Annotated in this window: 23 protein-coding genes and 1 tRNA gene; 12 read left to right on the plus strand and 12 right to left on the minus strand. The window is 55.6% G+C overall.

Annotation, left to right across the window (positions count from 1 at the left end; all coding sequences use genetic code 11):
• Positions 1 to 135: 135 nt before the first annotated feature.
• From infC to U5K34_RS10715, 9 genes are all read left to right on the plus strand, one after another.
• On the plus strand, positions 136 to 651 hold the full coding sequence (gene infC / locus U5K34_RS10675) for a translation initiation factor IF-3 (RefSeq protein ID WP_322568463.1): 516 nt from the start codon (positions 136 to 138) through the stop codon (positions 649 to 651).
• Positions 652 to 705: 54 nt separating this feature from the next.
• Entirely contained in the window at positions 706 to 903 is a 198-nt protein-coding gene (gene rpmI, locus U5K34_RS10680; RefSeq protein ID WP_322568374.1) for a 50S ribosomal protein L35, read from the plus strand.
• Positions 904 to 918: 15 nt separating this feature from the next.
• Complete coding sequence (gene rplT, locus U5K34_RS10685; protein ID WP_322568375.1) at positions 919 to 1,278, plus strand: 50S ribosomal protein L20; 360 nt, start codon at positions 919 to 921, stop codon at positions 1,276 to 1,278.
• A 782-nt stretch (positions 1,279 to 2,060) separates the two neighbouring features.
• Positions 2,061 to 2,399: an endonuclease domain-containing protein gene (locus U5K34_RS10690; RefSeq protein WP_322568376.1), complete on the plus strand. Its 339-nt coding sequence runs from the start codon at positions 2,061 to 2,063 to the stop codon at positions 2,397 to 2,399.
• Positions 2,400 to 2,954: 555 nt separating this feature from the next.
• A complete protein-coding gene (pheS, locus tag U5K34_RS10695; protein WP_322568377.1) occupies positions 2,955 to 3,977 on the plus strand; it encodes a phenylalanine--tRNA ligase subunit alpha in 1,023 nt (340 codons plus the stop codon).
• 200 nt (positions 3,978 to 4,177) lie between these two features.
• Positions 4,178 to 6,610 (plus strand): phenylalanine--tRNA ligase subunit beta, encoded by a 2,433-nt coding sequence (gene pheT, locus U5K34_RS10700; protein ID WP_322568378.1) that lies wholly within the window; start codon positions 4,178 to 4,180, stop codon positions 6,608 to 6,610.
• Positions 6,611 to 6,615: 5 nt separating this feature from the next.
• Positions 6,616 to 6,918: an integration host factor subunit alpha gene (ihfA, locus tag U5K34_RS10705; protein WP_322568379.1), complete on the plus strand. Its 303-nt coding sequence runs from the start codon at positions 6,616 to 6,618 to the stop codon at positions 6,916 to 6,918.
• The gene (locus U5K34_RS10710) at positions 6,896 to 7,261 is read left to right on the plus strand and encodes a MerR family transcriptional regulator (protein ID WP_322568380.1); all 366 of its coding nucleotides are present in this window, start codon (positions 6,896 to 6,898) and stop codon (positions 7,259 to 7,261) included. Before ihfA ends, U5K34_RS10710 begins: the two co-directional genes overlap by 23 nt.
• Positions 7,262 to 8,260: 999 nt before the next feature.
• Positions 8,261 to 8,337 (plus strand) — tRNA-Pro (locus U5K34_RS10715).
• A gap of 432 nt (positions 8,338 to 8,769) precedes the next feature.
• Here the strand turns inward: U5K34_RS10715 and cysC are convergent.
• Positions 8,770 to 9,393, minus strand: a complete 624-nt coding sequence (cysC, locus tag U5K34_RS10720; protein ID WP_322568381.1) for an adenylyl-sulfate kinase — start codon at positions 9,391 to 9,393, stop codon at positions 8,770 to 8,772.
• Between the two features lie 172 nt (positions 9,394 to 9,565).
• On the opposite strand from cysC, the gene cysG reads away from it, so the two are divergent.
• Positions 9,566 to 10,963: a siroheme synthase CysG gene (gene cysG / locus U5K34_RS10725; protein ID WP_322568382.1), complete on the plus strand. Its 1,398-nt coding sequence runs from the start codon at positions 9,566 to 9,568 to the stop codon at positions 10,961 to 10,963.
• A gap of 65 nt (positions 10,964 to 11,028) precedes the next feature.
• Here the strand turns inward: cysG and U5K34_RS10730 are convergent, their stop codons facing one another.
• Together U5K34_RS10730 and U5K34_RS10735 are read right to left on the minus strand one after the other, a co-directional pair.
• Positions 11,029 to 13,437 carry an EAL domain-containing protein gene (locus tag U5K34_RS10730; RefSeq protein WP_322568383.1) on the minus strand — a complete coding sequence of 803 codons (2,409 nt, stop codon included), beginning with the start codon at positions 13,435 to 13,437 and terminating at the stop codon, positions 11,029 to 11,031.
• Positions 13,434 to 14,420: a hypothetical protein gene (locus U5K34_RS10735; protein ID WP_322568384.1), complete on the minus strand. Its 987-nt coding sequence runs from the start codon at positions 14,418 to 14,420 to the stop codon at positions 13,434 to 13,436. The genes U5K34_RS10730 and U5K34_RS10735 overlap by 4 nt, the downstream gene beginning before the upstream one ends.
• Before the next feature lie 157 nt (positions 14,421 to 14,577).
• Here U5K34_RS10735 and U5K34_RS10740 point away from each other — a divergent pair, with 157 nt between their 5' ends.
• Together U5K34_RS10740 and U5K34_RS10745 are read left to right on the plus strand one after the other, a co-directional pair.
• Positions 14,578 to 16,395 (plus strand): ABC transporter ATP-binding protein/permease, encoded by a 1,818-nt coding sequence (locus U5K34_RS10740; RefSeq protein ID WP_322568385.1) that lies wholly within the window; start codon positions 14,578 to 14,580, stop codon positions 16,393 to 16,395.
• A gap of 86 nt (positions 16,396 to 16,481) precedes the next feature.
• Positions 16,482 to 16,838 carry a S24 family peptidase gene (locus U5K34_RS10745; RefSeq protein WP_322568386.1) on the plus strand — a complete coding sequence of 119 codons (357 nt, stop codon included), beginning with the start codon at positions 16,482 to 16,484 and terminating at the stop codon, positions 16,836 to 16,838.
• Positions 16,839 to 17,142: 304 nt separating this feature from the next.
• Here the strand turns inward: U5K34_RS10745 and U5K34_RS10750 are convergent, their stop codons facing one another.
• The 9 genes from U5K34_RS10750 to U5K34_RS10790 form a co-directional block, all read right to left on the minus strand.
• On the minus strand, positions 17,143 to 17,607 hold the full coding sequence (locus tag U5K34_RS10750; protein WP_322568387.1) for a rhodanese-like domain-containing protein: 465 nt from the start codon (positions 17,605 to 17,607) through the stop codon (positions 17,143 to 17,145).
• A gap of 101 nt (positions 17,608 to 17,708) precedes the next feature.
• Positions 17,709 to 18,374: a response regulator transcription factor gene (locus tag U5K34_RS10755; protein ID WP_322568388.1), complete on the minus strand. Its 666-nt coding sequence runs from the start codon at positions 18,372 to 18,374 to the stop codon at positions 17,709 to 17,711.
• A 2-nt stretch (positions 18,375 to 18,376) separates the two neighbouring features.
• A complete protein-coding gene (locus U5K34_RS10760; protein ID WP_322568389.1) occupies positions 18,377 to 20,026 on the minus strand; it encodes a histidine kinase in 1,650 nt (549 codons plus the stop codon).
• A gap of 82 nt (positions 20,027 to 20,108) precedes the next feature.
• Positions 20,109 to 20,447 carry an iron-sulfur cluster assembly accessory protein gene (locus tag U5K34_RS10765; protein ID WP_322568390.1) on the minus strand — a complete coding sequence of 113 codons (339 nt, stop codon included), beginning with the start codon at positions 20,445 to 20,447 and terminating at the stop codon, positions 20,109 to 20,111.
• Positions 20,448 to 20,531: 84 nt separating this feature from the next.
• Positions 20,532 to 21,923, minus strand: coding sequence for a cobyrinate a,c-diamide synthase (locus U5K34_RS10770; RefSeq protein WP_322568391.1), 1,392 nt, complete (start codon positions 21,921 to 21,923; stop codon positions 20,532 to 20,534).
• 199 nt (positions 21,924 to 22,122) lie between these two features.
• Positions 22,123 to 23,334 (minus strand): NrfD/PsrC family molybdoenzyme membrane anchor subunit, encoded by a 1,212-nt coding sequence (gene nrfD, locus U5K34_RS10775; RefSeq protein ID WP_322568392.1) that lies wholly within the window; start codon positions 23,332 to 23,334, stop codon positions 22,123 to 22,125.
• A gap of 29 nt (positions 23,335 to 23,363) precedes the next feature.
• Complete coding sequence (dsrO, locus tag U5K34_RS10780) at positions 23,364 to 24,125, minus strand: sulfate reduction electron transfer complex DsrMKJOP subunit DsrO (RefSeq protein WP_322568393.1); 762 nt, start codon at positions 24,123 to 24,125, stop codon at positions 23,364 to 23,366.
• The gene (locus U5K34_RS10785; RefSeq protein ID WP_322568394.1) at positions 24,125 to 24,628 is read right to left on the minus strand and encodes a hypothetical protein; all 504 of its coding nucleotides are present in this window, start codon (positions 24,626 to 24,628) and stop codon (positions 24,125 to 24,127) included. Before U5K34_RS10785 ends, dsrO begins: the two co-directional genes overlap by 1 nt.
• Positions 24,629 to 24,649: 21 nt before the next feature.
• On the minus strand, positions 24,650 to 26,599 hold the full coding sequence (locus tag U5K34_RS10790; RefSeq protein ID WP_322568395.1) for an NAD(P)-binding protein: 1,950 nt from the start codon (positions 26,597 to 26,599) through the stop codon (positions 24,650 to 24,652).
• Positions 26,600 to 26,636 lie beyond the last annotated feature (37 nt).

A 26,636-nucleotide genomic window follows, 5' to 3' on the forward strand; every position in this document is an offset into this window, starting at 1 on the left:
GGAGGGGGAACATATCTTGGAAGTTTGCCAAGATCATTCCCTCCCCTTCAAGGGGAGGGTGAGGGAGGGGTGATAGAATATCCTCGTTACTCGTAACTCGTCCCTCGTACCTGTGATTTAATGGAGGATTAAAGTATCGCAACCAAGAAAACACGAATCAATGACGACATCACCGCGCCCGAGCTGCGGGTTATTGATTCAGAGGGTGAACAGGCCGGCGTGATGTCGCTGGAAGACGCTCTCAAAATGGCCGAAGAACTTGAAATGGATCTGGTGGAGGTCTCACCCGACGCCGATCCGCCGGTTTGTCGTATCATGGATTATGGCAAGTACAAGTTCGAAGAGAACAAGAAGCGCCATGCGGCCAAGAAAAAACAGAAGCAGATTCAGATCAAGGAAGTGAAATTCCGTCCCGGGACGGAAGAAGGGGATTATCAGGTCAAACTACGCAACCTGATACGTTTCCTGAGTCAGGGGGACAAGGCCAAGGTCACGCTGCGATTTCGCGGTCGTGAAATGGCCCACCAGGAGCTGGGCAGGTACCTTCTCGAACGTATCGAGAAGGACCTGGCCGAGATAGCCTCCGTCGAGCAATTTCCCAGGATGGAAGGCCGGCAGATGGTGATGGTGATTGCCCCGAAAAAGAAATGATCTGTTCATTCGGACAGGTCGGTTATTTAACAATCGAATGCGGAGTATTGAAAAATGCCCAAGATGAAGACCAATCGCGGGGCAGCGAAACGTTTTAAACGTACTGCCTCAGGCGGGTTCAAGCGCGCCCAGTCGCACAAGAACCATATCCTTACCAAGAAGAGCACCAAGCGCAAACGCCATTTGCGCACGATCGAACAGGTGGCCGATTCAGATGTGGCCATGATTCGTCGAATGATGCCCTACAGCTAACGAGAGGTAAGGATAATGCCAAGAGTAAAACGTGGTGTGACCGCCCATGCGCGGCACAAAAAAGTAACCGATCAGGCCAAGGGTTATCGTGGACGCCGTAAAAACGTCTTTCGTGTCGCCGAGCAGGCCGTTACCAAGGCCGGCCAGTATGCTTATATCGGCCGCAAACAGCGCAAGCGCCAGTTCCGCGCCCTGTGGATTGCCCGTATCAACGCCGGTGCCCGCGAACACGGTCTGTCCTACAGCCGCTTCATCAACGGGCTGAAGAAAGCCGAGATCGAAATCGATCGCAAGGTCCTGGCCGACCTGGCCGTGTTTGACAAGAGCGCCTTCGCGGCGCTGGCAGAACAAGCCAAGGCCAACTTGTCGAACTAACGCGTCAATCATGTAGGCCGGACAGTGGTCCGGCATGCCGGAAAATATTCCGGCCTACATAAACATAAGGGAAGACAAGCCCGGTCCGGCTGGTCTTCCCTTTTTTGTTTCGGGAAAGAAAGTTTGCAGTTTGCAGTTGGCAGCGGGACTGCAATGTTGAATGTTGAATTGAAAGTCAGCATCTGTAGGAGCGGCTGCGCCGCGGAAAGATAGTTAGCAGTTTGCAGTAGGCAGAATACAAAAGTGATGAGTGCTGAGTGCTTAGGACTGTTTCTTGTAGGAGGGCTTTTAGTCGCGATTTGGGATAAATGGCAGGGGCGAGTTACAGGAGTCAGGTACCAGGGGCATTGCTGGGGCTGATTTTATATCACCCCTCCCTAACCCTCCCCTTGAAGGGGAGGGAATGATCTTGCTAATCGCAAAGATCAGTTCCCCCTCCCCTTGAAGGGGAAGGAATGATCTTGCTAATCGCAAAGATCAGTTCCCCCTTCCCTTGAAGGGGAGGGAATGATCTTGCTAATCGCAAAGATCAGTTCCCCCTCCCACAGGGAGGGGGCTAGGGGGAGGGGATAAAAAAACAAGTCCTGGTACCTAGTACCTGGTACCTGGTACCTGCCCGGAGGGCGTAGGGGAAGGAGATAAAAAAACAGGGCCTGATACCTCATTCGTCCTTTGTCCCTGTACCTCAGAGACGAGCCATGGATGGACCCGGCAGGGCGAAGTAGGAAGCCCGAGCCGAGGGGCCAGGGGAGGGTAAAATATATTTTTCAAGGAGGAAAAATATGACATGGAACGTACTCGCAAGAAATTTGCGAAACAACTCGACTGACGTCGAACGATTGTTGTGGAAATATTTACGTAAGCAGCAGCTAGATGGATACAAATTTCGCCGACAGGTTGTCATTGAACCCTATATTGTCGACTTTGCCTGTTTTGAGGCAAAACTGATCATCGAACTTGACGGTGGACAGCACCAACTTGAAGAAGAAAAGGATCGAGAAAGAGACGAGTTTCTGAAAAGATGTGGCTATATCGTTCTGCGGTTCTGGAATAACGATGTAATAAACAACATTGAGGGTGTAATCGAAACAATTCGATTTCATTTGATCACCCCTCCCTAACCCTCCCCTTGAAGGGGAGGGAATGATCTCGCTAATTGCGAAGGTCGGTTCCCCCTCCCCCAGGGAGGGGGTTAGGGGGAGGGGATATTAATAAAACCATCACAAGATAAGATAGAAACAGAATCCGATGCAGGAACAACTCGAACAACTGACCACCCCTCCCCCGCATCAAGTGCGGGGCAGGCTCTAACCCTCCCCTTGAAGGGGAGGGAATGATCTCGCTAATTGCGAAGATCGGTTCCCCCTCCCCCAGGGACGAGTCCATGGATGGACTCGGTAGGGCGAAGCAGGAAGCCCGAGCCGAGGGGGTTAGGGGGAGGGGATATTAATAAAACCATCACAAGATAAGATAGAAACAGAATCCGATGCAGGAACAACTCGAACAACTGACCACCCCTCCCCCGCATCAAGTGCGGGGCAGGCTCTAACCCTCCCCTTGAAGGGGAGGGAATGATCTCGCTAATTGCGAAGGTCGGTTCCCCCTCCCCCAGGGAGGGGGTTAGGGGGAGGGGATATTAATAAAACCATCACAAGATAAGATAGAAACAGAATCCGATGCAGGAACAACTCGAACAACTTATCAAAGACGCCGAGCAGGGGATTAATGCTGCTGGCGATCTGCAGGCGCTGGACCAGGTGCGGGTGCAATATCTGGGCAAGAAGGGCCTGATCACCGATCAGATGAAGTCGCTGGGCAAGTTACCGCCGGAGGAGAAGCCGAAGGCGGGGCAGGCGATCAATCAGGCCAAGCAACAGATCCAGCAGGCGATCGAGGTGCGACGGGAGGCTCTGCAAAACGCGGCGCTGAACGAGAAACTGGCGAAGGAAAAGGTGGACGTGACCCTGCCGGGTCGCGGTCAGCAGACCGGCGGCCTGCATCCGGTGACGTTGACCCTGCAGCGTATCGAGGCGCTGTTCGCGCAACTCGGTTTTGACGTGGCCGAGGGGCCGGAAGTGGAAGACGACTTTCACAACTTCGAGGCGCTGAATATTCCCGAATCCCATCCGGCGCGGGCCATGCATGACACGTTTTATTTCGAGGACGGCCGGTTGTTGCGCACGCATACCTCGCCGGTGCAGATCCGCGTCATGCAGCAGAACAAACCGCCGTTGCGCGTGATTGCTCCGGGGCGGGTCTATCGCTGCGATTCGGATCTGACCCACACGCCGATGTTCCACCAGGTGGAGGGATTGATGGTCGATGAGAACGTCACCTTCACCGATCTCAAAGCCATTTTAAATGACTTTCTGCACCGCTTTTTCGAACGCGACGATCTGGCCGTGCGTTTTCGCCCCTCTTATTTTCCGTTTACCGAGCCCTCCGCCGAGGCGGATATCGAGTGTGTGATGTGTAGTGGCGAAGGCTGCCGGGTCTGCAGCCACACCGGCTGGCTCGAAGTGCTCGGTTGCGGCATGGTCCATCCCAACGTCTTCGAACACGTCGATATCGACAACGAAACCTGGACCGGCTTCGCCTTCGGCATGGGCGTCGAACGGCTGGCGATGTTGCGTTATGGCGTCAACGACCTGCGGTTGTTCTTCGAAAACGACCTGCGGTTTTTAAAGCAATTTAATTAGATGGTTATCTGGAAATAACGCAAAGGACGCAAAGACGCAGAGAACGCCAAGAGAATAAAATTTATTATTACCTTACGGCATTTTGTGAAAATCATTGATAACAAAACAGATATAGTGCCGAAACAATGCGATTGATAAATAAAAACTTCGCGTCCTTTGCGCCTTTGCGAACTTTGCGTTACTAAATCGGAACTAGAAAAATGAAATTCAGTGAAAAATGGTTACGCGAGTGGGTTAATCCCGAGATTGACACCGGGGCGCTGGCGCATCAGTTGACGATGGCCGGGCTGGAGGTGGATGCGATCGAGCCGGTGGCGGGGCAATTCGACCATGTGGTGGTCGGCGAGGTGATTAAACTCGAGCCGCATCCTGATGCGGACAAGCTGCGCGTGGCGACGGTGAACGTCGGTGCGGATGAACCGCTGCAGATCGTCTGCGGCGCGGCCAATGTGCGCGAGGGGCTGAAGGCACCGACGGCGCTGGTCGGGGCGAAGCTGCCGGGCGATCTGAAGATCAAAAAATCCAAACTGCGCGGTGTCCCCTCCCAGGGCATGCTCTGCTCGGAGAAGGAGCTGGGGCTGGCGGACAGTGCCGAGGGGTTGATGGAACTACCCAATGAGGCACCGGTGGGGGCATCGCTGCGCGATTATCTGCAACTGGATGATGTGACCATCGAGCTGGGGCTGACGCCCAACCGCGGTGACTGCCTGAGCGTGGCGGGGATTGCCCGCGAGGTCGGCGTGCTGAACAAGTTATCGATCCAGGGACCGGATATGGGCCGCCGTGATGCGCAGATCCTTGATGTGCAGATCAAGGACACGCTCAGCGTCGCGCTGGAAGCGCCCGGGGCCTGCCCGCAGTACGCCGGACGGGTGTTGCGGGGGATTGATCCCACCGCCAGGACACCCCTGTGGCTGGCCGAACGGCTGCGTCGTAGCGGCCTGCGCAGTCTGGGTCCGGTGGTGGATGTGACCAATTACGTGTTGCTGGAGCTGGGCCAGCCGATGCATGCCTTCGATCTGGGCAAGTTGCACGGCGGTATCCACGTCCGCTATGCCAACGCCGGCGAATCCCTGACTCTGCTGGATGAGCAGATGATCGAGCTGGATGACGAAACGCTGGTCATTGCCGATGACGAGACGCCGGTGGCGCTGGCCGGCATCATGGGCGGCGCCGACTCTGCCGTGGGCGAGGGGACGGTCGATATTTTCCTGGAGAGTGCGTATTTCGCACCGCAGGCCATTGCCGGCAAGGCGCGGGGCTATGGCCTGCATACCGATTCCTCCCACCGCTTCGAGCGGGGCGTGGATCCGCAGTTGCAGGTTTCCGCGCTGGAACGTGCCACGGCGCTGCTGCAGGCCATTTGTGGCGGTGAGGCCGGGCCGGTGGTGCATGTCCAGCAGGCCGATCAGCTGCCTGTCAGAACGCCTGTGAGGTTGCGTCGTGTCCGGATTGCTCGTGTTCTTGGAGCGGACATTCCCGTGGATTCGGTGGAAGACATTTTGCAACGGCTTGGAATGAAAGTCCGCAATCCGGACAGGGACGAGGGACGAGGGACGAGGGACGAGGAAAACCGGGTTTGGGAGGTGACGCCGCCGTCGTTCCGGTTTGATATTAATCTCGAGGTGGATCTGATCGAGGAGCTGGGGCGGATTTACGGGTATGACAATCTGCCGGCCAGTCGGCCGCGGATCACGCTGGCGATGGGGGCGCGGCCGGAGACTCGCCTCAAGCCGGCCGATTACAAGCGTCTGCTGGTGGATCTGGGCTATCAGGAGGCGGTGACCTACAGTTTTGTGGATCCGAAGCTGCAGCAGCAGCTGGATCCGCAGGGGACGGCACTGATGCTGGCCAACCCGATTTCGGCGGAGATGGCCGCGATGCGCACCTCTTTGTGGCCGGGATTGCTGCAAACGGCGTTATATAACTTGAATCGCCAGCAGGATCGGGTATTATTGTTCGAGCAGGGTCTGAAGTTTATTATACAAGACACTGAATTAAAACAGGAACCGGTACTGGCGGGTTTGCTGACGGGCAGTTTGCTGCCACCCCAGTGGGGCAGCCCGGCCCGCCAGGCTGACTTTTTCGACTGCAAGGGACATGTGGAACAGTTGCTGGCTCGCACCGGCCACGGCGAGCAGTTCCGGTTTGAGCCGGATGACAGCCATCCGGCACTGCATCCCGGGCAGGCGGCCGTGATTCGCCATAGCGACCGGGTCGTGGGGCGCCTCGGGGCACTGCATCCGGCGCTGCAGCAGCAACTGGGGCTTTCCCAGCGGGTTTATCTGTTTGAGATCGATCAGGGAATCCTGACCGAGCGGCGGTTGCCGGCGTTTGTGTCGCTGTCGAAATACCCGTCTATCCGTCGGGACATCGCGATCGTCGTGGATGAGAACATTGGCGCACAGAAAGTCAAGGATTGTATCGAAAAAGCGGCTTCAGGTTGGCTGCGAAACATCGAGTTGTTTGATGTCTATGTGGGCGAAGGTATTGATTCTGGAAGAAAAAGTCTGGCCCTGGGCTTGACCTTGCAGGATCTTTCACGCACTCTTAAGGATAAAGATGTCGAGAGCGAGCTCAGCAGCATTCTGACAGCGCTGGATCGCGAACTTGGGGCTACACTTAGAGAATAACAACTATGGCGCTGACAAAAGCGGTGATGGCCGAGCGATTGTTCGAGGAACTGGGGCTGAACAAGCGCGAAGCCAAGGAAATTGTGGAAATGTTTTTCGAGGAAGTTCGTAACGCGCTGGAAAATGGCCAGCAGGTCAAGCTCTCCGGTTTCGGCAATTTCGACTTGCGCGACAAAAAGCAGCGTCCCGGCCGCAATCCCAAGACCGGGGAAGAGATTCCCATAACCGCACGGCGAGTCGTGACTTTCCGTCCCGGACAAAAACTGAAGGCCAGAGTCGAAGCGTATGCTGGAACCCACCAACAATAACGAATTACCCCCGATTCCCGGCAAGCGCTACTTCACCATCGGTGAGGTGAGCGAGCTGTGCGCTGTCAAGCCGCACGTGCTGCGCTACTGGGAGCAGGAATTCCCCCAACTCAAACCCGTCAAGCGCCGCGGCAATCGCCGCTATTATCAGCGCCAGGACGTGATCATGATCCGCGAGATCCGCAGTCTGCTCTACGAACAGGGCTACACCATCGGCGGCGCGCGGCTGCAACTGACCGAAAGCAACAATCAGCCCAAAAAAGCCACCAAAGCCGACAAGGAAACCCTGCGCCAGATGCGCATGGAACTCGAGGAAATCGCCTCGATTCTGGCGCGTTCGTAGCCCCACCAATCGCGCCCGTGGGGCGCTCCCACAGAAAATACAGGGACGAGGGACGAGGGACGAGTGACGAGGTCTCCATCATCGGCCATTCCGGTTTCTTGAAAGGCGGATTTGTCTGAATGGTTTTTCCTCGTCCCTCGTAACTCGTCCCTCGTTACTGCGTCCGGAGGACGCCGGGAGCGGGCTGTGACCGCGACAAACCTTTCCGCCCGCACAACCTATCGCGCCGAAGGCGGCTCCTACAGAACATCCAGGGCCATGGGCCGAGTGACGAGGTCTCCATCGGCCATTCCGGTTTCCTGAAAGGCGGATCTGTCTGAATGGTTTTTCCTCGTCCCTCGTAACTCGTCCCTCGTTACTGCGTCCGGAGGACGCCGGGAGCGGGCTGTGACCGCGACAGACCTTTCCACCCGCACAACCTATCGCGCCGAAGGCGGCTCCTACAGAACATCCAGGGCCATGGGCCGAGTGACGAGTGACGAGGTCTCCATCGGCCATTCCGGTTTCGTGAAAGGCGGATCTGTCTGAATGGTTTTTCCTCGTCCCTCGTAACTCGTCCCTCGTTACTGCGTCCGGAGGACGCCGGGAGCGGGCTGTGACCGCGATAAACCTTTCCACCCGCACAACCTATCGCGCCGAAGGCGGCTCCTACAGAACATCCAGGGCCATGGGCCGAGTGACGAGGTCTCCATCGGCCATTCCGGTTTCCTGAAAGGCGGATCTGTCTGAATGGTTTTTCCTCGTCCCTCGTAACTCGTCCCTCGTTACTGCGTCCGGAGGACGCCGGGAGCGGGCTGTGACCGCGACAGGCCTTTGAACCACACGATCCATCGCGCCGAAGGCGCTCCTACAGAAAATACAGGGACAAGTGACGAGGTCTTCATCGGCCATTCCGGTTTCCTGAAAGGCGGATCTGTATGAATGGTTTTTCCTCGTCCCTAGTAACTCGTCCCTTGGCCCTGGGTTTGATGTGTTGTATGATTCCGGGCTTCAAATCGTCGGGGCGTAGCGCAGCCTGGTAGCGCATCTGCATGGGGTGCAGAGGGTCGCAGGTTCAAATCCTGCCGTCCCGACCAATCTTAATTTTTGCACGGCCCTTGGCCGTGGAAGTATGAGGACGGCTGGATTTCCGGCCCTCCGGGCGTTCGCTGAACTGCGAACCAGTGGTTCGGTTTCAGCTCACCCTGCCGTCCCGACCATATTCAGTAACTAGGTCCTAGTTACTAGGTCCTGGCTCCTTATTTCGACAGGGTGCGGCCTGTCTGTCGATTGCTTCGTTGAACTGGAAAAATTAAATACGGGAAATGCCGCCATCTTCCGTCCTGACCAAATCAGTTACTAGGTTCTAGCCTCTAGCCTAGTTAGCCCTGCTCTGTTTAAAATCGCGGCGGAGCCGCTCCTACAACAAACAGTTCTAAGTTCTAAGTTCTAAGCACTCAGCACTCAGCACTCAGCACTCAGCACTCAGCACTTTTATATTCTGCCGCCTGCCAACTTCTGACTTTCAATTAAACATTCACCATTGCTTTTCGAATGATCCCGCGTTCAAGCAGCATGTCGATCACGGCGTTGACGGACTCTTCCAGGGATTGTTCGCCGGTGTCGAGGTGCAGTTCGGGTTTGAGCGGGGCTTCGTAGGGGGAGCTGATGCCGGTGAATTCGGGGATTTTGCCTTCGCGGGCTTTCTGATACAGCCCCTTGGGATCCCGTTTTTCGCACACTTCCACCGGTGCATCACAGTAGATTTCCAGAAAATCACCGTGTGGCATCAGATTGCGGGCGATCTCCCGATCTTCGCGCAGGGGGGAGATAAAGGCCGTGAGGACGATGACGCCGGCCTCGATGAACAGCTTGGCCACGTTGGCGACGCGACGGATATTTTCGTGCCGATCTTCCAGCGAAAAGCTCAGGTCGCTGCACAGGCCATGGCGCACATTGTCGCCGTCCAGCACGAAGCTGTGGCAGCCCAGACGGTAAAGTTCCTTTTCCACGGCATGGGCCAGGGTCGATTTACCCGAGGCGGAGAGGCCGGTGAACCAGAGCACCACGCTTTTGTGATTGTGGAGGGTTTCGCGCTGTTCGCGATCGATGGTGGCCGGGTGCCAGACGACGTTATTGTTGGATTTATCCACGGGATACCTGCGGTTGGTTGATAGAAAGCGTTATACATTCTGTTTCAATATATAGTAAAATACCCAGATAATTCAACGGTTTATTACACGGTTTTTGCGCTGCCCCGTCTTGTTCCTGCCGGATTTGATGCGGATTTCGGCGTACCGATCGCAATGTGAGTGACTTGCCAATATGAAATTCTTGCCGATTTTTCTTGATGTCAGGGACCGGCCCTGTCTGGTAGTGGGCGGCGGCGGTATTGCCGCGCGCAAGGTGTTTTTGCTGCTGCGGGCCGGCGCCAGAGTGACGCTGGTCTCGCCCGAACTGTGTCACGAGCTGGAAGAAAAACAGGCCAGCGGGGAAATCGAGTACCTGGCACGGGCCTTTGAGCCGACAGACATCGATCAGCCGATGGTGGTGATTGCCGCGACCAACAACGAGAGTGTCAACCGGCATATATCGGAACTGGCCAAAGCCAAAAATATCCCGGTCAATGTTGTTGACGCGCCGGAATTATGTACCTTTACCATGCCGTCGATTATCGATCGTTCGCCGGTACAGATTGCGATTTCCACCGGCGGGGCCTCGCCGGTCCTGGCACGTTTGCTCCGCTCGCGTCTGGAGACGGTTATACCGGCGGCCTACGGCCAGTTGGCGAGTCTGCTGGAGAGTTATCGGGAGAAGGTCAAGCAACGTTTCGGTTCGATTACCGAGATTCGCCGTTTCTGGGAGGCCATTCTGGAAGGGCCGGTCGCGGACCGATTGCTGGCCGGCAAGGAGAATGAAGCCCGGGCATTGCTGGAAGCGGCCGTGGCCAGTGGTCAGCCGCCGTCACTGGAAGGTGAGGTGTATCTGGTGGGCGCAGGCCCGGGCGATCCCGATCTGCTGACCTTCAAGGCATTGCGTCTGATGCAACAGGCCGACGTGGTGGTGTATGACCGCCTGGTCTCGCAGGGTATTATGGACATGGTGCGTCGCGATGCCGAGTTCATCTACGCCGGCAAGGAGCGTAACAAACATGCCATTCAGCAGGAGGATATCAATACCCTGCTGGCGCGCCTGGCCAAGGAAGGAAAGAAAGTGCTGCGTCTGAAGGGGGGCGATCCGTTTATCTTCGGTCGCGGTGGTGAGGAGATCGAAACCCTGATGAAGGAAGGCGTCACTTTCCAGGTCGTGCCGGGGATCACTGCGGCGGCCGGTTGTGCCGCCTATGCCGGGATCCCGCTGACCCATCGGGATTATGTGCAGTCCTGCACCTTTGTCACCGGCCATCTCAAGGACGGGACCACCAACCTCAACTGGCCGTCACTGGCGCACCCGGGGCAAACGCTGGTCTTTTACATGGGGCTGCACGGCGTGCGTTCCATTTGCGAGAACCTGGTCAAGCATGGACTGGAGGACAGAACCCCGGCGGCGCTGGTCGAAAAAGGCACCAGCCAGGAGCAGAAAGTCCACGTCGGGACACTCGCCAGCCTGCCGGACCTGGTCCAGAACCACGACATCAAGCCCCCCACACTGATTATCGTCGGTGAAGTAGTGGCCTTACACGACAAGCTTAAATGGTTCGATCCGACGGGGCATGAAAATTAAAAACAGTACTTAGTTCTTAGTACTTAGTACTTAGAACTTAGAACTCAGAACTTAGAACTGAGAACTTAGAACTCAGAACTCAGAACTTCGCTCAATGGGAACGGCTTGCCGACGGCGAATCCCTGGATATAGTCGATATCGCAGCGGGAGAGTTTTTCCCTGATCTGTTCGTTTTCCACGTATTCGGCAATGATTTCCAGTCCCTGTTCATGGCCGATCTTGATGATAGCGTCCACGATGGAGTGGTTGATCCGGTTGTTGTCGATATTGCGTACGAATTTGCCGTCGATTTTCAAATAATCCACCGGTAAATCATGCAAGTACTGAAAGGAGCTGACGCCGGTGCCAAAATCGTCCAGCGCGAATTTACAGCCCATTTCTTTCATGACATGAATAAAGTGTAATGCCTTGTCCAGATTCGATATCGCAGCGGTTTCGGTGATTTCGAATGTCAGGGCCGAAGGATTGATGTAGTGGCTTTGCAGCCGCTGGATAAGATAGTCAATAAATTCAGTGTTACACAGGGACTGTCCGGAGAGATTGATATTGTAGGTGTTGTCGCCAAAGTTGCGAATGGCCTGTTTTTCGAACGTTGAGAGAAAAGTATCAATAACCCAGCGATCGATTTTCGGCATCAACAGATAACGCTCCGAAGCCGGAATAAACTCCCTGGGCATGATGATGTTATCCCCCTCGATCATCCGCAGAAGAATTTCATAATGCGCCTGTTGCGTGCAATTTTCCGAAACAGGTTGAATTTTCTGGCAGAACAATTCGAACTGGTCGGCATCCAGGGCGTCAGTAATCCGGTTGTACCATAGCAGTTCATCACAGCGACGGATAAAGTCGCGATCGCTGGGTGCATAAGCATGGATGCAATTTCTGCCGTTATCCTTGGCAATATAACAGGCCGAGTCTGCACGCATGAGAAGTTCGGAATGGTTATTAACCGCGGCGTTAATGGGTACAAGACCAATACTGACCCCGATGTCAAATGACGTGTCATGCCAGATGTATCGAAAGTCCGCAACGCTGTTTTTAACTTCATTGGCGAGGACTTCGGCCTCTTTAATATCAGTGTCATAGAAAATGATACCGAACTCATCGCCGCCCAGCCTGGCCAGAAGATCGTGCCGGCGGATCCGGTTTTTTATTTGCTGGCTGATCTGTTTCAGTAGAATGTCGCCTGCCAGGTGACCACAGGTATCATTGATGATCTTGAATTGATCAAGATCGAGGTAGCAGAGGCAGTGCTCTGTATCGCGCTGCCTGGCATCTTCAAGCGCATCATGCAACTGGTTCTCGAATTCGCGGCGGTTGTAGAGTTCGGTTAAATCGTCATGCGACGCCTGGTAGGCCAGTTTGTCGGACATGTGCTTGACACTGGAAAAATCATGAAAGACCAGTGCCATGCCGATTACGTCTCCGGCGCGGTCAAGTATGGGGCTGGCTGTATCCTTGATAACCAGCTCGCTGTGGTCGGGTTTTATCAAGGTCAGGTGAGGATCATGATGCAGGTTTTCTTTGCTGGTAATAACTCTATCAACTGGATAATTCTCAATAGACTCCGACTCGGGTTTGCGAACTCTGAAAACTTTGTGGAGGCTTTTTCCCGAGATATTACTGAATCGACTGCCGGTGAGAATTTCCGCGGCAGGGTTCATATAAGTAATATTGCCGTTTGTATCTGTCGTGATGACGCCCTCGCCAATTGACTCGAGCGTGACAAGCGCCTTGCTCTTCTCGACATAGAGCTCATTCTCGCTCTTTTCTATCAACTCATCGCGCGCCTGCTTTAATGAGGTGGACATGTCATTAATATGGCGCGCCAGCGCATCCAGCTCCGTAATGGGTGATGACTCCAGCTGATGACCGATATTGCCGTCACGTATCGTATCAATACCCTTTAACATATTGATAAATGGGTTGGTGATGCGTTTTAAGTAGATGAGTGTCACGATAATGGTAATCGTCAGAAGCAGAAGGGTAATGACGATTCCCTCTATAATAATATTCTGTTTTTCTTTCTCCAGTGCCCGGGTTGAAACATCAACACGAAGGGTCCCGATTTTACTCTCCGGTGAGGTTTCTGTGTCTATATAATCATTTATATTTTCTGTCGATCGATGGATGTCTGTTTCAACTTGTATTCCGGTTTTTTTGTCTGATTCTTTTATTATGTCGCCGCGTTTTTGGTGGATGATGTTATTTTGTGAGTCATAGATCTGAACTTCCAGGATCTCGTTGTTTTCGATAAAACTCTTTAACAACGTGCGGGTGTATTCCCGGTTTCCGGAAACAAGGCCATATTCCAGCGAACTGGCAAGCATCCGGGATATCGTTTTTGCTTTGTTAACCAGCCTGTATTCGGCATCATCCATGCGATTGCCGATATGAGACGCCGTCAGGATAAAGGCGATCGCCAGCATCGGCATGATTGCGATAGCAAGTACTTTATATTTTATACTTCTCATTTCCGGGGCCTTTCCTGGTATGTCTGTATCAGATTGGAAGTGTCAATCGTTATCCCGAGTGATCTGGCAACCTGCGGGTTGATTTCGACGGCATATCCAGAGGGATAGAAGATATTCCCGCGATGACAGCGGTCTTTTCTTTGGATAATCTCGATTACATCAGAGGCCACTGACTCCGGGGTTGAGTAGATCCCGATCAGGGCGCCGGCTTTGACAAATGCACTGGAGTAACCGATTAGCGGCAGATTAAAGTGGTAACTCGAGATGAGAATGTTGCGTGCTGTATTACTGTTGTAAACTTGTTTGTTATGGCGGGCGATGATTGCATCAGCGCCACTTTGTGACAAAGCCTTGATGGTAGCGTGAATATTTTTCTCCAGCGGGATACGAACGACCTTCAGGTCGTTCTCTTCCTGCGATAAATTATCCGAAATTTCACCGATCATGTTCGTCGGGCTGTCAATGATTCCCGCAATCCGGATGTCGGGTAGCTTGTTGTGAATTATCTGCTTGATTCTATCCATCGGCTGATCGATCACCAGCGCACAGCTTTTGCTCTGAGACAGGGACGTTTCTGCGCGAGTATTCCGATAGTCTTCCAGGGTGAGCAATGTCGCGATATGGGGTCTGTCGATCCGCCACAGGGCGATTTCATGCAGGCTCTTCTGACCCAGTGTGATAACGATCTGGCTGTTGTTAATCAGTTCCCGGAGGTTCGTTGCGGGCAAGTCATCGATTGTGACGAAATGGTGCTTGTCAGGTGGCGAAGCCGACATTCCCTGTTGGTTTTGTACGGTTTCTTTGAAGGCCATATAGGCCGGTGCCTGGCTGCTCATGATATAGAGCGCATCGTATTTCTCTTCCGCGCTCAGCGTCACGGGTGTCAGCAGTACGGCGAACAAGAGTGTCGTCCAACTGGCGCTATATCGGTAACCTGCTGCAGGGGTCAACAGCCGGTGCAATGGCAGGATCAAGCGTTTCATTTGACCGCTGAGGCCGGGATCAGGAACAGACGGGGCCAGAGGCCGGACAACTCACAGGGTATTGTCATACAGGGTAGCGGGAATCCCGTCCTTCTCTCACAAAGAGGGCCTAAAGGTATGATAATATTTTATTTTTCAGGCTGGCAGCAACGCTTTTATGGCTATTTCCCGTTACACCGACGCGCCGCATAAAAACCGTCAGGATCTGAGCAACCTGCGCTATATGCTGCCCTATTTGTGGGATTACCGGGGTCGGGTGCTGGTCGCGCTGGTCAGTCTGGTGCTGGCCAAACTGGCCACCGTCGGGATTCCGGTTCTGCTCAAGGACATCGTCGATACCCTGGATGTGGAGGAGGGCCAGGCACTGGTTCTGCCCATTGTGCTGTTTTTGGGCTACGGTGCCCTGCGCCTGGGCAGCTCGTTTTTCAATGAAATGCGCGATGCGGTGTTCGCCCGCGTTCGCTATGGTGCCATGCGCAAGCTCTCCCATCAGGTCCTGCAGCACCTGCACCGGTTGTCGCTGCGTTTTCATCTGGAACGGCGCACCGGTAATATCACCCGGGATCTGGAGCGTGGCGCCCAGAGTGTCAGTTCGATCATGAACTACATGGTGTTCAATATTCTGCCGACGATCGCCGAATTTCTGCTGGTTGCGGTGATTCTGCTCAGCCAGTACGAGCCGCGCTTCACGATCGTGACGTTTTTGACCGTCGCGGTGTATGTCGTCTATACCATGCTGGTGAGTGAATGGCGTATGCATTTTCGCCATCGGATGAATGCGATGGATTCCCAGGCCAACGGGCAGGCCGTGGACAGCCTGCTCAATTACGAGACGGTCAAATATTTCAATAACGAGCAGTTCGAGCTGCATCGTTATCACGATACGCTGGATGAGTGGGAAAAAGCGGCGGTGAAAAGCCAGACCTCCATGTCACTGCTCAACTTCGGCCAGGGCGCGATCATCGCTGTCGGCCTGACCTTCATCATGATTTATGCGGGCCATGGCGTGGTCAATGGCGAGATGAGTCTGGGTGATCTGGTGCTGGTGAATACCCTGATGCTGCAGATGTTCATGCCCCTGAGTTTTCTCGGTATTATTTACCGGATGCTCAAGTACACGCTCGCGGATATGGATCTGGTACTCAAGCTGCTCAACCGCGAGGAAGAGATCCGCGATGCGCCGGATGCCGTGCCATTGCAGGTCGAGCGCGGCGAGGTGCGTTTTGAGCAGGTCGCTTTTGCCTACAGTCCGGACCGTCCCATCCTCAGGGATGTGACCTTTACCATCCGCCCTGGCCAGAAGGTGGCGGTGGTCGGCCATTCGGGGGCGGGCAAATCGACGCTGGCCCGTTTGTTGTTCCGGTTTTATGACGTCAGTGCCGGCCAGGTTCTGATTGACGGCCAGGATATTCGCAAAGTCACGCAGGAGAGCCTGCGCAGTGCGATTGGCATCGTGCCGCAGGATACGGTGCTGTTTAACGAAAGCATTTTTTACAATATCCAGTATGCCCGGCCCGGCGCGACGCCTGAAGAGATCGAACAGGCGGCACGCATGGCCCACATCCACGAGTTTATCGTCAATCTGCCCCAGGGCTATGACACGGTGGTGGGCGAGCGGGGCCTGAAGCTCTCCGGCGGCGAGAAACAGCGGGTGGCCATTGCCCGGGTGATTCTCAAAAACCCGGCAATACTGGTCTTTGACGAGGCCACCTCGTCGCTCGACAGCCAGTCGGAGCAGGCGATTCTCAAGGCCCTGCACGAAGTTGCCGAGCAGCACACCACGCTGGTGGTGGCTCACCGGCTGTCGACGATTGTCGATGCCGACGAGATTCTGGTCATGGAAGCGGGGCAGATCCTGGAGCGGGGTACGCACGCCAGCTTGCTGGCTCGCGACGGACTTTATCGCCAGATGTGGCGCCTGCAGCAAAAAGAAGAACAGCAGGCGATACCGCCGTCGCCACAGTCCGGGGCCTAAAATCCGGCTTTTGAAGGGTTTTATGCGACTGTGTTGGCGAGGCGGTTCGCGCTATAATTCGGGCAGAGACACCAGGAGGAAATGCCATGCAGGATCTGAAATCCGCCATTGAATCCGCCGCCGAATCAAGCTGCGGCGGCGCCGAGCCATTTGCCCTGCAGGTGGTGGATGACAGTATGGAGCCGGAGTTCCGGCGCCGCTGCGTTATCGTGGTCGATCCAACCGGCGTGGCGCGTCACGGCAGCTATGTCATCGCCCTGATCGAAAACGGCTACATCTTTCGCCAGCTGGTCATCGAAAACGATGAGTACTACATCCAGCCATTGAACGAAGCCTACATGCACGAAAAACGAAAAATCGACTTCAACGCCATCCAGGGCATCGTCGTGCAACAGGCCGGCCCCAACGGCCGCCGCAAGGACCGCAAGCGTTACGATGACTAGATAGGGCAATGGAAGTAACGCCAAGGACGCGAAGACGCAAAGGGCGCAAAGGAATAATTATTTTGAATTAAACGGCCAACCTTTATTCCGCCAGGATCCTGTTGGCTAGAGGCTGTGGTAGAAAATCCTGTAAAGATCTTATTTGTATAAAATGATAATAAATCACAATCTTAAGATTTGTAACGGACTTTATCATTGACAATATTTTCTTCGTGCCTTGGTGTCTACGTGGTTAAGATTTTCTTTGCGTTCTCTGCGTCTTTGCGTCCTTTGCGTTAATTCTCAATCCCTGAAAAAGCCGAGTTTATTTCTTGCTCATCTGTTCCGGGCGTACTTTGCTGGTGAAGAAGTCGATGACGGTGTCTTCGTCGACTTCGTTCCCGTTGGTGTCGTAGAAGGGCTGTTCGTAGTCGCTCCAGCCACGCAGGCCGGTTTTCAGTGAGGTGACGTTTTTGTAGCCGAGCTGTTGCATGACTTCGGCGGCGAAGATGCTGCGGTTGCCGGAGCGGCACACGACCACGACTTCACGATCGCGGGCTTCGACCAGTTCGGGCACGGTATCTTCATAATCGTATTCGCAGGCCGTCTCCAGAATGCCGCGCGGGACGTTGATCGACCCCGGGATGTGCATGGCATCATATTCGTAGGGCTCGCGCACATCGACGATCAGGGTGTCGGGGTTTTCCTGAAGTTGTTCTTCCAGATCCCACGGGAACAGCTCATTAACGTGCTTGGCGCTTTCGGCAACCAGTTCGGTAAATTTTTTCATCTTTACAGCCTTGCTAATTGAATAAAACGCAGTCTGTTTCGGTGTTATCGGTGGTTAATTTACCGGCCTTGAATAATATGCGGTTATCAATGATTGACGGGTTATTCCGCGCTGGCGCGGGAGAGCCCGTATTCGACGGCCATGACTGCGGCCTCGACCCGGGAGTGGACGTCCAGTTTGCGCAGGATCGCCTTGACGTGCAGTTTGACGGTGCCGTCGGAGATCCCGAGGTTGCGGGCGATGGCCTTGTTGCTCTGGCCTTCGGCCAGCAGGCCGAGGATTTCGGTTTCGCGCGGTGTCAGTTCGTCAAACGGGCTGACATTGGCGGTTTCCTCGTCGTGATGGGTACCCTGAACGGCCTTGGCGAGGATCGGCGCCAGATCGGGGGCGACCACGGTTTTACCGTTATTCACGATATCACGCAGGGCAAGAACCAGATCGTCCGGCTCCATGTCCTTGAGCAGATAACCCTGCGCACCTTCGCGCAGGGACTCGAGCAAATCGCCTTCGTCGCTGCTGGTGGTGAGCATGACGATGGGCAGGTTCTCGTTGTTCTGACGCAACAGTTTCAAAACGCTGAGACCGTCGATCCCCGGCATGCGCATGTCCAGCAGAACGACGTCGGGTTCGAGATCCTTGACCAGTCGCAGGCAGTCCTGACCGGAACCGACCGAGGCGACGATTTCAATGCCACGACTCGCCAGCAAGCCTTCCAGCCCAACCCGGAACAGCGTGTGATCATCGATTAACAGTACGCGCAGCCCCATACTCAACCCTGTTGTTGTACCGGTACTTCGACGGTCTGGACTTCGGGGTAACGGAAGTGCAGCAGTACCCGTGTGCCTTCATTGGGTTCGCTTTCGATGCGAACCGTGCCGCCAATCCGTTTGGCACGCTCATCCATGATACTCAAACCCAGGTGATCGCCGGAGGTTCGATCCGAGGTGGGCAGAATGTTCATGCCCACGCCGTCGTCTTCGATCAGAATACTGCAGTCACCGTTGACATCGCTGCGCATAATAACACGGACAGTATGGGCCTGGCTGTGTTTGCGAATATTATTCAAGGCTTCCTGGATGATACGCAGGGCCTGTACTTCGACGCTGGCCGGCAGGTACAGGACGTTCCATTCTTTTTGCAGATAGATGGAAATGTCGCTCTGGTTACGGAAGCGGTCGACCAGGTGTTCGACCGCCGGGACCAGGCCGCGTTTGTCGATCGGCGCGCGGAAATGGGTGATCAGTTCGCGCAGTTCAGCATAGGCTTCGTCGAGGTTGTTTTCGATTTTCTCCAGTTCATACCAGACCGACGGCTCCTCGCCCTGGCGAATGGTTTCGTCCAGAACCCGGACCTGGAAACGCAGGCTGGCCAGGGTCTGGGCCAGTGAATCATGCAGTTCGTGGGCGAGGCGGGTGCGTTCTTCCATAATGGAAAGCCGCTGGGCCTCGTCTTCGGAGCGGGCCTTGTCTATGGCCATGCCCAGGTGGCGCCCGATGCTGGTCAGCAGATCCTCGATATCGTCGGGTTCGGCGAAATCTTCCTGGTTGACGAACAGGTTATAGACACCGAGTGTCTTGCCCCGGTATTGCAAGGGGACGACGATCATGCCGATATCGTCACTGTCGAAAAAAGTGCGCCCGATGATCTTGTCGCATTTGCGCAGGTCGGTCTGGAACAGCACCTTGCCTTCACTGAATGAACTGCCGCACAGGCACTCCTGTGAGGGAATCAACTGCTCGCGTTTGATGAGATCATCATCAAGGCCGATGCTGGAGACCAGTCGCATCTGGTTGTTGTTATCCACCAGACGCACCACGGCGGCACGTGCATTGACCACATCCTTGAGCGTGTGCAGAAACCGGGTCAGCAGATCATCGAGATCGCGCGAGATATTGATGCTGGCCGCGACGTCATAAATGATCTCCAGGGAATGGGTTTTGCGTTCGATATGTTTGGTCTGTTTGCGTACCTGGCTTTGCATATCCAGCGACAGCACTTCCAGCTCGTCGGCCAGGGCGTTGAAGTCGGCAAACAGTCCCTTGAACTCATTGGGCGCTTCGGCGGGCAGACGGGCGGACAGGTTCCCCTGACGCAATTGTCCCGCCCAGTGGCGTAACTGGGTGAGCGGACGCAGCAGGGTCCGTTGCACCATAATAATGAGAATGCCGATCAGTCCCAGACCGCCGAGTAACAGCGCCAGGATGATACCGACCAGGGTTGAGCCGGCATGATTGGTATACAGCAGCCAGGCACTGGCTATGCCCTGCACGATCAGGACGGCGCCAATGCCGAAAATAGCGCCACACAGCCGGCTGCGCCAGACACCTTCGCGCGGCGGCAGTTCGGGGCCGGCGCCTGTCTCGCTATCGACACGGGGCGCCGACGCGTTTTGTTCGGCGTTGGCGGATGGGTTATGCATGGTCATAGTATACGGCAGACCTCACGGGCAGGACTACGTCACTGCGGCGAACAAATCGCCGAAAATCATCTAACTAATTGATTTAAAAGTGATGTGTGCCGTCCCCTTCCTCTTTGGGAGGGACATAGTCCGGATCATTGGGGTTGAGGAAAATGAAATTGTGCTGGCCGGGTTCCAGCTCGACAAAGTCCAGCGTGGCCCCTTTTAACAGCTCCACGCTGTCCGGTGGCACCATCACGGAAACGCCTTCAGAGCTGTAGGTCACGTCATTGTCATCCTGCTGGTCGGCAAATCCCATGGCGTACTGGATCGTGCCGTTTTCGTCGCGCTTGGCGGCAATGCGCAGGGGCATGCCTTCCATCTGGTTCTGCTTGGCCGACTGTTTGATTTGCTCCGCGGCTTTGGGCGTCACGGTAATCATAAGAACTCCTTTGTTTCGCGCTGGTTGTTCGTGGCTGATGTCAATCGGGGCGAGCAGGGTCTAATATCTTACTCAATTAGTCAATTATACCGCAATTCCGTTCGCCTTGTGATGCCGGATCAGGGCCACGAACCGGCGTGCCCAGTGGTGGTAATCGGTGTCGCGCAGATGGGCATAGCAGGCCAGCAGGTTCTTGTAGACCAGCCCGTCGTGTTTGCCATCAATGCCGGTGCCGCGCAGGACGTCGTAGGCGAAGCGCTGCGCTCCGGCCAGATTCTCCAGGGACGAATAGTGGAACTCGTGGGCGGGGAATTCGTCACCGGCGGGGCGATCGTCCGCGGGCCACGGGCTGTCGGGCGTTTCACGCAGGCGGACATAGCCGCGCCCCTGCGGGCGAGGGTGCATCACCACATCGGCCTCGATCACGCCAACCATGGGCTGAGTCTCGTTTTGCCAGGTGATCTGCCGGCACAGATACATCAGGCCGCCACATTCGGCATAGGTCGGTAGACCAGCCTCGATGGCCGTCTGAATGGCCTCCCGCAGGGGCGCATTGGCAGCCAGTTCGGCCAGGCGCGATTCGGGGAAGCCGCCGCCGATAAATACCCCGTCGACCGGCGGTAGCTGCCGGTCGTGCAGCGTGTCGAAAGGCACCAGCTCGGCGCCGGCGGCCTGCAGGGCGTCAAGGTCGCCCGGGTAATAAAAGCCGAAGGCTTCGTCGCGGGCAATACCGATACGCACGTCCGGGGCGGGGGCCGTGGTCGGCGCCAGCGTCTCGCCGCCTGTGAGAGCCGGCGCCTGCCGGGCGATGTCCCGCAGCCGTTCCAGATCCACCTGCTCGGCAATCCGCTGACCGATGGCGTCGATCTTGTCGACGGCCTCGCGATTCTCGTTGCTGGGGATCAGCCCCAGGTGGCGCTCGGTGATCGCCAGAGAGGCTTCGTGATGCACCGCGCCCACGACCGGGACGTCGGTATAATGCTCGACCACGGCGCGCAGTTTGGCCTCGTGCCGATCGCCGCGGATCTGATTGAATATGACGCCGGCAATATGCAGCTTCGGATCGAAGGCCTGGTAGCCCAGAATCAGGGGCGCGATGCCGCGGGTCATGCCCTGTACATCGATGACCAGAATCACCGGGGTTGAGGTGAGCCGCGCCAGCGCCGCATTGCTGTTGCTGCCCTCGATATCCAGGCCGTCATACAACCCCTTGTTACCTTCGATCAGGGCCAGATCGGCGCCTGAAGCCTGCTGGTGGAGCGTGCGCAGGATCTCCTCGTGCGCCATGGTATAGAAATCGAGGTTATGGCAGGGGCGCCCGGCGGCCTGACCCAGCCACATGGGGTCGATATAGTCCGGGCCTTTCTTGAACGGCTGCACCACCGAACCCTGTTGCCGAAACGCCGCGCACAGCCCGATCGACAACGTCGTCTTGCCGGAGGATTTGTGCGCAGCGGAAATGAGCAATCGGTTCATGACAGGGCGGGACCTTTGAAAGGAATTAGCATACCACGCGCATGTTGTCCCGAAACGTGGCGAGTGAACAACGAGGAGAGTTCTTCAGTGATTGAATAATGTCCGGGACTATCGGAGGACTCCTCGTACCTCGTCACTCGCCCCTCGGACCTGCCTGATTTTACCAGCGTCCTGTTACACAGGGCGCTGGTGATGAAAATCAGGCTGTGTGGTGTGGATCGACATCCTCATCGGCCAGGCTGGTGGGCATGAAGCGCAGGATCTTGACCGCGAGGGCCACCATGATCAGGGCCACGGCCACGCCAGCCAGTCCCAGCAGAACCTCCCAGAGGCTCGGGGCATACTGGGCCACCTGACCATCGAAGAAGCTGCTTTCGATCACTTCCTTGCCGGGGAAGATTTCCAGCGGATAGGCCTGGCCGCCGATAATCAGCACATACAGCTGGATTATGCCACCAATGATGACCAGCAGGGCACCCAGTCCGACCAGGGTCCGGTTTTTGCCGGTGCTCGGGTGATAGAACAGCAGCAGCGGCAGCAGGGAGCCGATCACGATCTGGCCAATCCAGAACAGCTGGGTGTAAATGCCGCCATCGCGCAGAATGAAGGCCTCAATCCCGTGATGTTCGGTGGCATACAGGTTGGTCAGATGGTAGGCCAGAACAAAATAGAGCACGCCGGCCACGAAAACACCCAGCAGGTTTTTCAGACGCCGGAAAATGGCATCGCCCAGTGGCCGACCGGTCCATTTGTAGGCGGCCATCAGGACCAGCAGGAAGATCGCCAGACCGAAAGAGAAGGACATGGCAATGAACAGTGGCGCCATGATGGCGGCATCGTAGCCCTGGCGGGCGACCAGGAAACCGAAGATGGAGCCGGTACCGGTGGTCAGGATCAGACGCCAGAGGAACGCGGCAACACCGACCGGCTTGCTGTATTTGTTCATGCTCTGCTGCATCATCATCCACAGGTAAACGGCGACAATCGCGAAGAAGCCGTTATAGAGGATAATGTTCCAGGCAAAGATTGATTTGAAGTTATAGTAAGTCATGGCGATGATCAGCCGATCGGGACGACCCAGATCGAGCACCAGAATCATCAGGCCGCCGGCGAGCAGGGCGATGGCCAGCAATCCGGAGAGTCTGGCCAGTGGCTTGTACGCCGTTTTATTAAATACGGATGAGATTGATGCGACGTTGAGCGCGCCGGAAGCCGCGACGATCAGAAAGATCGCGAAAATATGCGGCGTGCCCCAGACAACGGCGTTATTCATGCCGGTGACATAATGGCCGTGATGTTCCATGACATACCAGGCACCCAGCCCGACCAGAATGATCGCGCCGAGGATGCCGAGAAGGGCAAGGTAGCCGAAGCTTCGGCCTTCAATTTCCATGAACTGTACGTTTTTCATTTCGACTGACAACCTGATTGATATATTTGTTATAGACCCTGATAGCGAACGCCGGTGTTCAGGCCAAGATCAGCGCGTAATTGCTCGCCACCGTAGTCTTTCAGCTGACGGGAAATCTCACTGTTCGGATCTTTCAGATCACCGAAGTACATGGCGTTGTGATTGTCGGCATTGCAGGCCTCGACACAGGCGGGGGTACCGTCTTTGTCGACCCGGTGTACGCACATGGTGCAGGATTCGACAGTCCCCTTGCCGCGCGGGGCAACGACTTTCTGGTCTTCCAGGTCTTCGTGGACGAACGAACGAGCCTTGTAGGGACAGGCCATCATGCAATAGCGACAGCCGATACAAATGTGCTTGTCGACCAGTACGATGCCGTCGGCCCGTTTCATGGAAGCACCGGTGGGGCAAACATCGACACAGGGCGGATTTTCACAATGCTGGCACATCAGGGGCAGGGACTGGACATGGCCGGTCTGTTTGTCCTTGATGGTTACCTTGCGGATCCACTGAGCCTTCTGGTGCGGACCGGACTTGTCTTCACTGGCATCGGCCCGACCCCAGCCGTTTTCATCCATGCAGGCGGTGACGCAACTGTCACAACCTTTGGCGCATTTGTTGGTATCGATCAGGATGCCCCAGCGCTGTTCGCTGGTGGCGGCCTGTTCCGCCGGGCGGGCATGGACCTGGCGCAGGAAAACACCCGGTGCAACCGCCATCCCCGCCGCGGCGGCGGCTTTACTGAAAAAATGCCGGCGCGACAGGTCTGCGTTATAAGTCTTGTTGGTCATTATTGCTGATCTCCTTCAGTCAATACCTGCAAGGTTTCGACGGAGAGTTTGTTTCCTTCAAGGGCAATCTTGCCATGGTGCGGATTGTCGCCGGTGTTGAAGGTATGCTGGTAATCAGTCTGTTCCGGCGTATCGCGGTGACAGCTGAAGCAATCCACACTGACCGAAGCATAATTGTGGCAACTGCTGCAAAAATGCTCATCCTCACCAAAGCTGGCAAATTGGCCGTCTTCATCGGGAGTCACATGACAGTTGATACATTCCGCCAGGCTGAACTTCCGGGTGCGGATGCCTTTGCGCAAGGTCTTGTCACGCTTGTGCATGAGTTCATCCATATGGTTTTTGCGCATATAGTCTGTCGGCGCAACACAACCATATTCTTCCGTTGCCTTTTCTTTGGCTTTGGGAATTTCAGGGGTTGGTGCATCCCCTGCCTGCACAGTAAAGGGCAGGGCGATAAGCCCTGCCAGTATTGTTGTTTGTATCAACTGTCGTAGTGACACCGTTACTACCTCTATTCGTTATTATTCACCCATTGCCATGTCGATGTAGCCGGTCGGGCAAACATCGGCGCAGATGTGGCAACCGATACAACGTGCGTAATCGGTGGCAACATAACGGCCCATGGTATGCTGGTTTTTCGGCACACGATAAACCGCATCCTGCGGGCAGTAGATAACACAGTTATCACACTCGAAGCACATACCGCAGCTCATGCAGCGATCGGCTTCCTCACGGGCCTGTTCAGTCGACAGGCCTTTCATGCGCTCCTGGAAGTGACCCAGTACATCATCGGCGGAGGGTACATCTTCATGGCGCTTGAGCCGCGGTGTGTAGTTGAAGTGGCCGAGGAACAGCTCATCCGCGGGGATAATTTCATGTGCCGAGCGGTCTTCATAGTTATGCACGGCCCATTCCGCGGCGGCGGTGCCCCATTCAGATTCATGGGTATAATCTTTGGGTTCCAGACCGGTTTCACGCAGCTTGTTCAGCAGGTTGAAGTGATGCTTGTCGACCTTGGGACGTTTGCCCAGGTTCTCGGCCTTCAGATAGTGGTCGATACTTTCGACGGCAATCGAGGCCTGACCGATGGCGGTGGTCAGCAGGTGCGGGCGAACGATATCGCCGGCAACGAAGTGCCCCGGCTTGCCCGGCACCTGGTAATGCTGGTCGGCATCGATGAAGCCATGATCGTTGCCCAGATCTTCAAAGCCTTCCAGCTTGCCGCCCTGACCGATGGCCGAAACCAGCAGGTCCAGCTCGATATCGTATTCGGAACCTTCGATCGGGGTCTTGCCGTCATCTTCCAGTTTTTGTACACGCAGTGCTCTGGCACGGCCCTTGTCATCGTGAATCACTTCCATCGGGTTAACACGGTCGACAATATCGACACCTTCACGCAGGGCATCGTTGACTTCGTGCTCGGCGGCAGCCATGTCCTTGACCGGTGAACGGGACAGCAGCATAACCTGCGCGCCCTGACGGGTGGCGGAAGAGGCGACATCGTGCGCCGTATGGCCCAGAACAATGTTTTCCGGACGGTCACTTTCGTTAATTTCAGTGATGTGACCCAGACGACGGGCAACGGAGGCCACGTCGATGGAGGTATCACCACCACCGACGACCACGACTTTTTCAGAAACCAGTTGCAGACGACCGTCGTTGTAGGCTTCCAGGAAGTCGACACCGGTCAGTACGTTCTGGGCCTTGTCGGCACCGGGGATCGGCAGCTTGCGGCCTGTCCAGGTACCCACGGCCCAGAGAATGGCATCGTAGTCTTTTTCCAGCTGATCAACGGTGATGTCCTTGCCAACCCAGGTGTTGAGTTTGACTTCGACACCCATGTCGAGAATACGATTGATTTCACCGTCCAGTACGTCACGCGGCGTACGATAACCGGGGATGCCGTATTTCATCATCCCGCCGAGTGTGGCGTGGTTCTCAAAAATGGTGGCGCCATAGCCCTTGCGGCGCAGCTGGAAAGCCGCGGCCAGGCCGGCGGGGCCGCCGCCAACGATGGCGATTTTCTTGCCATTATCCTCTTTGGCGGCTTCGAATTTGTACTTGTTGGACAGCGCGGTATCACCAATGAACTGCTCTACCGCATTGATGCCGACATAGTCTTCCACTTCGTTACGGTTGCAACCGTCCTGGCAAGGCGCGGGACAGACACGGCCCATCACGGAGGGGAACGGGTTGGCGTCGGTGGAACGGCGGAACGCATATTCTTCCCAATCCATGCCTTCGGGCGGATTTTCGATACCACGAACGATATCCAGCCAGCCACGAATGTCCTCACCGGACGGGCAGCTACCCTGGCATGGCGGGGTACGATGGACGTAGGTCGGGCACTTGTGGGAAGTGTCCTCGTTGAAGATCTTATCCGACCAGGAAGCCCAGTCCTCATTAGTTTCACCGTCCTTGTATAGACGGAAGGTTAGTTTGGTGTTCATGTCGTCTTGGGAAGTAGCCATGCCTGTTCTCCTATGCGATGTCGGTTAATACCGTCAA

Origin of the sequence: Thiohalophilus sp. (assembly GCF_034521165.1) — a bacterium.
Classification (GTDB): domain Bacteria; phylum Pseudomonadota; class Gammaproteobacteria; order UBA6429; family Thiohalophilaceae; genus Thiohalophilus.

Excerpts from the sequence above, each read along its gene's own strand:
- rpmI (WP_322568374.1), top strand. The coding sequence starts at position 706 with ATGCCCAAGATGAAGACCAATCGCGGGGCAGCGAAACGTTTTAAACGT.
- rplT (WP_322568375.1), top strand. The coding sequence starts at position 919 with ATGCCAAGAGTAAAACGTGGTGTGACCGCCCATGCGCGGCACAAAAAA.
- U5K34_RS10690 (WP_322568376.1), top strand. The coding sequence starts at position 2,061 with ATGACATGGAACGTACTCGCAAGAAATTTGCGAAACAACTCGACTGAC.
- pheS (WP_322568377.1), top strand. The coding sequence starts at position 2,955 with ATGCAGGAACAACTCGAACAACTTATCAAAGACGCCGAGCAGGGGATT.
- pheT (WP_322568378.1), top strand. The coding sequence starts at position 4,178 with ATGAAATTCAGTGAAAAATGGTTACGCGAGTGGGTTAATCCCGAGATT.
- ihfA (WP_322568379.1), top strand. The coding sequence starts at position 6,616 with ATGGCGCTGACAAAAGCGGTGATGGCCGAGCGATTGTTCGAGGAACTG.
- U5K34_RS10710 (WP_322568380.1), top strand. The coding sequence starts at position 6,896 with ATGCTGGAACCCACCAACAATAACGAATTACCCCCGATTCCCGGCAAG.
- cysG (WP_322568382.1), top strand. The coding sequence starts at position 9,566 with ATGAAATTCTTGCCGATTTTTCTTGATGTCAGGGACCGGCCCTGTCTG.
- U5K34_RS10730 (WP_322568383.1), bottom strand. The coding sequence starts at position 13,437 with ATGAGAAGTATAAAATATAAAGTACTTGCTATCGCAATCATGCCGATG.
- U5K34_RS10735 (WP_322568384.1), bottom strand. The coding sequence starts at position 14,420 with ATGAAACGCTTGATCCTGCCATTGCACCGGCTGTTGACCCCTGCAGCA.
- U5K34_RS10740 (WP_322568385.1), top strand. The coding sequence starts at position 14,578 with ATGGCTATTTCCCGTTACACCGACGCGCCGCATAAAAACCGTCAGGAT.
- U5K34_RS10745 (WP_322568386.1), top strand. The coding sequence starts at position 16,482 with ATGCAGGATCTGAAATCCGCCATTGAATCCGCCGCCGAATCAAGCTGC.
- U5K34_RS10750 (WP_322568387.1), bottom strand. The coding sequence starts at position 17,607 with ATGAAAAAATTTACCGAACTGGTTGCCGAAAGCGCCAAGCACGTTAAT.
- U5K34_RS10755 (WP_322568388.1), bottom strand. The coding sequence starts at position 18,374 with ATGGGGCTGCGCGTACTGTTAATCGATGATCACACGCTGTTCCGGGTT.
- U5K34_RS10760 (WP_322568389.1), bottom strand. The coding sequence starts at position 20,026 with ATGCATAACCCATCCGCCAACGCCGAACAAAACGCGTCGGCGCCCCGT.
- U5K34_RS10765 (WP_322568390.1), bottom strand. The coding sequence starts at position 20,447 with ATGATTACCGTGACGCCCAAAGCCGCGGAGCAAATCAAACAGTCGGCC.
- U5K34_RS10770 (WP_322568391.1), bottom strand. The coding sequence starts at position 21,923 with ATGAACCGATTGCTCATTTCCGCTGCGCACAAATCCTCCGGCAAGACG.
- nrfD (WP_322568392.1), bottom strand. The coding sequence starts at position 23,334 with ATGAAAAACGTACAGTTCATGGAAATTGAAGGCCGAAGCTTCGGCTAC.
- dsrO (WP_322568393.1), bottom strand. The coding sequence starts at position 24,125 with ATGACCAACAAGACTTATAACGCAGACCTGTCGCGCCGGCATTTTTTC.
- U5K34_RS10790 (WP_322568395.1), bottom strand. The coding sequence starts at position 26,599 with ATGGCTACTTCCCAAGACGACATGAACACCAAACTAACCTTCCGTCTA.